Below are 6,794 nucleotides of genomic sequence, written 5' to 3' on the forward strand. Positions count from 1 at the left end.
GGGGGGGGGGGTAGTGAATTCTCAACGTATTTCTTACGTAGGATATGAAGTTCGCGACTAGTTCGAGAGCGTTCGAGAGTGCCTGTCACGCGGCAGCGAAAACGCCGAAAAGCACGTCGCGTGACAAGCCGTGGCGGGGCATGTTGCTCTTCCGCTATGCCGCATTGTTGTGAAATGGCGGAATTCCAATGATTCTGTACTTGGCTGCGCAGGGCTAGTCCGGACCCGTCTGTCACGTGGCGCGAAAAACGGGCAAAACTGCGTCGCGTGACAATTCGGTCTGTCACGCGACGACGAAATCGTCGATTATTGCGTTGCGTCCCACTGACTGGTGGGACGGAATGCGGAATTGGCCCTGAAATGCATTGTGTCCCACTGGTTTGTGGGATGGAATGTGGAATCTGCCGGTTATTGCGTTCCATCCCACTGGCTGGTGGGACGGAATGCGGAATTGGCCCTGAAATGCGTTGCGTCCCACTGTTTTGTGGGACGGAATGCGATTGGCCGTTGTTTTTGCGTTGCGTCCCACTCGTGTGCGGTCCCGAACGGGTCCGGTGTTTGCTCTGGCGTTCGTGATCCGCTGTTTTCCAACGTTTTTGCCTGAATGCTGTCTGAACGTTCGCTGTGGCGGTGGGCAAGCCGTGGGACGGAATGCGGAATTGACTCTGAAATGCGTTGCGTCCCACACGTTTGTGGATGTTTTGTGGGACGGAACGTGATTGGGCACTGTTTTCGCGTTGCGTCCCAGTTGCGCACCTCAATTGCACCTCAATTGCGCATTGTCCGCATTGTCCGAGGTGTTTCCCGAGATGATTCCCAGTCATATGTCTACAAAAGCCCTTTAGTCTGCCGCACCTACCGCGCCGCGCTTACCGCGCCGCGCTTACCGCGCCGCGCTTACCGCGCCGCACCTACCGTACCGTGTACAGAAGCCGCGCCGCGCCCACCGCCGCACCATGTCACATCCCGTCACGGAGTGTCATGGACTACGCTGGAGTGCATGACGCATGAATCACAGCACCGCACCGGTCGAAGCCGAACGCAGTCGCAGCCGTCTGCGCCGGGCGGCGATCCTCGTGACACCTCCACGGCCGCTGCATCCGTCGCCGCCGGCGAATCAGCATCCGCCACAGCATCCGCAGCATCCGCGACCTCGCACACTGCTGCGCGCGCGACTTCGCACACCGCCGCGCGCACCACTGATCACGACACCACGCGGCACAGCGTCAAGCCGCTTTCCATATCGTCGCGTCTCGGACGGTTGCGATTCCACCGATCCGGCAAATTCCGCGTGCTCCAGCTCGCCGATATCCAGGACGGACCGAACGTCGCAAAGGACACGATTCGGCTGATCGAAGCGGCACTGGATGCGTCGCGCCCCGATCTGGTCGTATTCACCGGCAATCAGATCGCCGGATACGACACCGCCTACGCGGGCACGTTCCGCAAGCGTCGCTGGGAGCATGCGCAGAATCGTCTGGACCGACTTGCCGGGCGTCGCCGCGAGATCGAGTTGGAGCGCACCCGACGATTGGTGACGGCGAGCATCGCGCGTTTCGTCAAGCCGCTGATCGAACGCGGCGTGCCGTGGGTGGTGACCTACGGTAATCATGATTTCCAGTGCGGATTGGACAACGCCGAGCTTGACGCGATCTATCGTGAATTCGGCGGCTGCGTCAATCCGCCGCCGCAGCCCGCAGCAGAGCCGGTTGCCGCCGCTGCCGCCGTTGCCGCCGCCGATGCGAATCCCGCCGCCCTCGGTATCATCGCGCCCGTGTTGGCGGCACCGCGATCCGGGCTTCCCGATCAGCCGGTGTACCCCTGCTCGCCGGGCACGTTCGCGATGCCGGTGCTGGATGCCGACGACGATCGTACGGTGATGGGTCTGGTGCTGCTTGATTCCGGCGACTATGCGCGCGATGGCGGATACGGCTCGCCGTCGATACGTGACCTTGATTTTGTGCGTCGAGTCATGGGGGCGATCGCGGATGCCAATTCCGACGGCGCTTCAGTGGTCGGTGCGGCTCGCGATATGGCTGGCATGGCTGGAACGTCTGATGTTGTCGCCGATGCGGCTGGAGCGGTCAGTGCGACCAGCGCGGTCAGTGTGGCCGGCGCAGCCGGCGTGTCGCGGGCGGCCGCCAAGGCGCATGCGGCGCCGCGATCGCTGGTGTTCCAGCATATGCCGCTTCCGCAGTTCTACGGGCTGCTCCGCCAGGTGCCCGCGACCGCGGATCGTGCGATAGAGGGGTATCGCACGTTCACGGGTCGGCATTATGTGCTGGACGAGTCGCGAACGCAGCCGGGCAGCTATCTGGGCGAGGGCATCAGCTGTCCTGACCACGACAGCGGCGAGTGGGGCGTGCTGCAGCAGTCGGGCGATTGCTTCGGCGTCGTTGCCGCGCACGATCATCGCAACGGTTTCGTCGGCACGTTGGGCGGGATGATGCTGGTCGCCACGCCGACGTGCGGTTTCGGCTCGTATGGTCCGGCTCCCGAGCAGCGGGCGGCGCGTCTGTTTGAATTCGACATCCGCCATCCGTATGAGCCGCGCACGCAGCTGCTGCAATTCGGTGATTTGGTGGGCAAGCCGAGTTCGCGCAAGGCCTACGCCTACGATATCGCGGACATGCGGCCGGATAGCGAGGGGATGGATCTGCTGCGCCGTCCGAGCATATGGCGTACGCTGCGGCAGCTGTTCCGGCGACGGTAGCTGATGGCCGACAGCTGATGATCGATGATCGATTGGCTGATGATCGATGGATGCTGATCGGCTTGTGCTGGTCGGCTTGTGCCGGTTGGCTTATGCAGGACCGCTGCCGCGGTGCCGATGATCGGATCGGTCGGCACCGCTTGTGGGTGAATAGCTGCGTAGTCGTGCAGTTACGTAGTCGTGTAGTTGAGCGATTGCGCAGCTACGCCGCCGCGTGCAGTACGATCAGCGACTGGTGGACGCCTTGATCAGCGCGTCGGTCAGATACTTGCCGGCAGCCATCACCAGCGGCGCGTAGCGTCGGCCGGGGGCGTTGCCCATGCGGCCGGACGGGCCGGAGATGGAGATCGCGGCGATGACCTGACCGGAGGCGTTGCGGATCGGCGCGGAGATCGAGCAGACGCCCTCCTCGCGTTCATTGACCGATTCGGACCAGCCTCGCTTGCGGACCGCGGCAAGCTTCGCCGCGCTGAACTTGGCGTGGCGAAGTCCCTGATGCAGGCGTTCGGAATCCTCCCATGCGAGCAGAATCTGCGCGGCGGAGCCGGCTTCCATCGACAGCATCGCGCCGACCGGAATCGAATCGCGCAGACCGGACGCGCGCTCGACCGCGGCGATGCACACGCGCTGATCGCCCTGACGACGGTAGATCTGCGCCGATTCGCCGGTGCGGTCAAGCAGCGTCTGAAGAATCGGGCCCGCGGCGGTCAGCAGCCGGTCCTCGCCTGCGGCTGCCGCCAGTTCGGCGAAGCGGGAGCCGAGCACGAACCGTCCATGCTGGTCGCGCAGCACAAAGCGATGCCGTTCCAGTGCGATGGCGAGGCGGTGCGCGGTCGGGCGGGCCAACGACGTGGCCGCGACCAGCTGGCCGAGCGTGGCGGGACCGGATTCGAGCGCGTCGAGAATCTTGACGGTCTTGTCGAGCACGCCGACGCCGGAGTGGATTTCCCCGTCGTCCTCGGGCATGGCTGCGTCAATGTTCTGTGGTTCGTCGGCGTCGCCGTCGTCGGTCTGGCTCGCCGCGTTGTCGCGAAGTTCGTTCGTTGAGGTCATGGGACTTGATTATGCCATCTCACATAGTGAAATGCAAAAAACATGTGAAGCGGGTTGCGTGATATTGGGTAAAAATTTGGTAACGAAAACGTGATGATTTTGTAATGGGTCTTGATTATTTGGTGAAGGGCGTTGCTGATGCATCTCAAATATCGGCCCCGGAGAGCGCCTGCGGGAAGAGCGCCATAGGCTGATACCACGGAAGCGACGCGAGCATGGAATCTCGCGAACATCATGTAGGAGGTCCCGTATGGGAATGACATTGGCCGAGAAGGTCTGGGCCGATCATCTGGTGCGCAAGGGCAGCGACGGAGCGCCCGACCTGCTGTACATCGACCTCATGCTCATGCATGAGGTCACCAGCCCGCAGGCGTTCGAAGGCCTGCGCCTGGCGGGTCGCAAGCCGCGCCACGTCGATCAGCTCATCGCAACCGAGGATCACAACACGCCGACCGTGGACATCGACCGGCCGAATCCCGACAAGACGAGCGCCCTGCAGTTGAGCACGCTGGAGAAGAACTGCAAGGAGTTCGGCGTGCGTCTGCATCCGCTGGGTGATGCCGATCAGGGCATCGTGCACGCCTTCGCCCCGATTCTGGGTCTGACCCAGCCGGGCATGACCATCGTGTGCGGCGATTCGCACACCTCCACCCATGGCGCGTTCGGTGCGTTGGCGTTCGGCATCGGCACGTCCGAGGTCGAGCATGTGATGGCCACGCAGACCTTGAGCCTGAAGCCGTTCAAGACCATGGCCATCAACGTCAACGGAAAGCTGCCGGCAGACGCCACCGCCAAGGACATCATCCTGGCCATCATCGCGAAGATCGGCACCGGCGGCGGCCAGGGCTACGTGATCGAATACCGTGGCGAGGCGATCCGCGACCTGACGATGGACGAGCGCATGACCGTGTGCAACATGTCCATCGAGGCCGGTGCCCGCGCCGGCATGATCGCCCCCGATGAGACCACGTTCGAATATCTGAAGGGCCGTCCGCACGCGCCCGAAGGCGAGATGTGGGACAAGGCCGTGGCGTATTGGAAGACGCTGCGCACTGACGACGACGCCGTGTTCGACAAGGTGGTGGACATTGACGCCACCAAGCTTGGGCCCTATGTGACCTGGGGCACCAACCCAGGTCAGGGTCTGCCGATCACCGCGAACGTGCCGGTGCCGAGCGAGATCGCGGATGCGACCACCCGTTCCGCCGCTGAGCGCGCGATCAAGTACATGGGATTGAAGCCCGGCATGCCGATCAAGGACATCGCCGTGGACACCGTGTTCATCGGCTCGTGCACGAACGGCCGCATCGACGACCTGCGTCAGGCCGCCGCGATCATGAAGGGACATCACAAGGCGGATTCGATCCATCGTGTGCTGGTGGTGCCCGCCTCGTCGCGCGTGCGATTGGAGGCCGAGCGCGAAGGCCTTGACAAGGTGTTCGAGGACTTCGGCGCGGAATGGCGCAATGCCGGCTGCTCGATGTGCCTTGGCATGAACCCGGACAAGCTGGTGCCGAACGAGCGCTCGATCTCGACGTCGAACCGCAACTTCGAAGGTCGTCAGGGCAAGGGTTCGCGCACGCATCTGGCATCGCCGGCCGTGGCCGCGGCGACAGCGATTCGCGGTACGATCTCCAGCCCCGCCGACCTCTGATTCATCGACTATTGCGTAACGGTCCCCTCTGCGGAGAGGACTCCCGGCATCGCCGGGTGGGGGAGAGACCCCGAAAGGAAAATCATGGAAAAACTCACTACCATCACCGGCGTCGGCGTGCCGCTGCGTCGTTCCAACGTCGATACTGATCAGATCATTCCGGCCGTGTTCCTCAAGCGCGTCACCAAGACCGGCTTCGAGGATGCGCTGTTCTACGCATGGCGTCGCGATCCGAACTTTGTGCTCAACAAGCCCGAATACGCGGGCAAGGGGCAGATTCTGGTGGCCGGTCCCGAATTCGGCATCGGCTCGTCGCGCGAGCATGCGGTGTGGGCGCTGCATGATTATGGTTTCCGTGTGGTGATCGCGCCGAGCTTCGCCGACATCTTCTACGGCAATACGGCAAAGAACGGCGTGCTGGCGGCGATTATGCCGGCTGAGTCGGTCGAATTGTTGTGGAAGCTGCTTGAGGAGGAGCCCGGTCGCTCGATGACCGTGTCGCTGGAGGATCGCACGGTGACCTGTGGCGACGTGACGCTGCCGTTCGAGGTGAACGACTACACCCGCTGGCGTCTGATGAACGGCTACGATGACATCGATCTGACGCTGCAGCACGAGGACGACATCGCCGCCTACGAGAAGATGCGCGCCGAAAAGTTCCCGTTCAAGCCCAAGACCATCCCCGCCAAGCATTGGCCCGAAGAGCCCATCCAATCCGCCCGCGAGCCGCAGGAGCGTGAATGGGCAGGCCCGTTGGCTGATCGAGGCATTATCTGAGCTGAGCCGTTAAGCGGACGGTCCGGTGGACTGTCCGTAACGACGGCCTGAGCGAGGCGGGAGCTGAGCGAGGGTGTGTTGGGTCTCGCCGTAAGGCGAGTCAATGATTGCTGGCCGGAGTGTTGGCTGATCAACGCGGCCAATCGTCCCTAACTGCGCGTGATTACGATGTGTCCGCGCAGTTAGGGACGATTCAAGGCTCTGTTTCGTCCCTAACTGCGCGGGGCTTTCGTAATCACGCGCAGTTAGGGACGATTGTCTGTGTCCGACTGACCGAAGTAGCTCGCGCGGCGGGCTGGTTGCTTGCATGCGCGAATGTGCCGGTTTGGTGTTCATCGTATGCGCGATGCATACGCATCAAGAGCATGCGCATCATGTCCTTTGCGTCCTGCGTCAGAAGGTCATTCATTTATTTGTTCGAGCTATTCGAATGTGAATGCAACTTTGGCCTGATAATCTCCCGTCGTTAATAATCTCCTAGAGCTTTCCGTTATGCATTACATGGGGACGAGACTGGAAAACGTCATTATTTTCCAACCAAGTGATAAGGCCCGATTTTTTGCGCACTTTGGTTTTGGCTTGAGGTAGAGGGCATGG

The 6,794-nt window shown here is 62.2% G+C and carries 4 protein-coding genes; 3 read left to right on the forward strand and 1 reads right to left on the reverse strand.

The genetic code is table 11. The features are described from left to right. Positions 1 to 1,000: 1,000 nt before the first annotated feature. Positions 1,001 to 2,713: a metallophosphoesterase gene (locus EHS19_RS10185; protein WP_151917652.1), complete on the forward strand. Its 1,713-nt coding sequence runs from the start codon at positions 1,001 to 1,003 to the stop codon at positions 2,711 to 2,713. 225 nt (positions 2,714 to 2,938) lie between these two features. Here the strand turns inward: EHS19_RS10185 and EHS19_RS10190 are convergent, their stop codons facing one another. Then, positions 2,939 to 3,679, reverse strand: coding sequence for an IclR family transcriptional regulator (locus EHS19_RS10190; protein ID WP_151917655.1), 741 nt, complete (start codon positions 3,677 to 3,679; stop codon positions 2,939 to 2,941). 337 nt (positions 3,680 to 4,016) lie between these two features. Here EHS19_RS10190 and leuC point away from each other — a divergent pair, with 337 nt between their 5' ends. Together leuC and leuD are read left to right on the forward strand one after the other, a co-directional pair. Then, entirely contained in the window at positions 4,017 to 5,420 is a 1,404-nt protein-coding gene (leuC, locus tag EHS19_RS10195; RefSeq protein WP_151917653.1) for a 3-isopropylmalate dehydratase large subunit, read from the forward strand. An 84-nt stretch (positions 5,421 to 5,504) separates the two neighbouring features. Then, positions 5,505 to 6,197: a 3-isopropylmalate dehydratase small subunit gene (gene leuD / locus EHS19_RS10200; RefSeq protein ID WP_151917654.1), complete on the forward strand. Its 693-nt coding sequence runs from the start codon at positions 5,505 to 5,507 to the stop codon at positions 6,195 to 6,197. Positions 6,198 to 6,794: the final 597 nt, after the last annotated feature.

It is taken from the genome of Bifidobacterium jacchi, from assembly GCF_009078285.1.
GTDB lineage: Bacteria > Actinomycetota > Actinomycetes > Actinomycetales > Bifidobacteriaceae > Bifidobacterium > Bifidobacterium jacchi.

What these genes read in the sequence shown, in the direction of transcription:
- EHS19_RS10185 (WP_151917652.1), top strand. Translation starts at nt 1,001, where the DNA reads ATGACGCATGAATCACAGCACCGCACCGGTCGAAGCCGAACGCAGTCG.
- EHS19_RS10190 (WP_151917655.1), bottom strand. Translation starts at nt 3,679, where the DNA reads ATGCCCGAGGACGACGGGGAAATCCACTCCGGCGTCGGCGTGCTCGAC.
- leuC (WP_151917653.1), top strand. Translation starts at nt 4,017, where the DNA reads ATGGGAATGACATTGGCCGAGAAGGTCTGGGCCGATCATCTGGTGCGC.
- leuD (WP_151917654.1), top strand. Translation starts at nt 5,505, where the DNA reads ATGGAAAAACTCACTACCATCACCGGCGTCGGCGTGCCGCTGCGTCGT.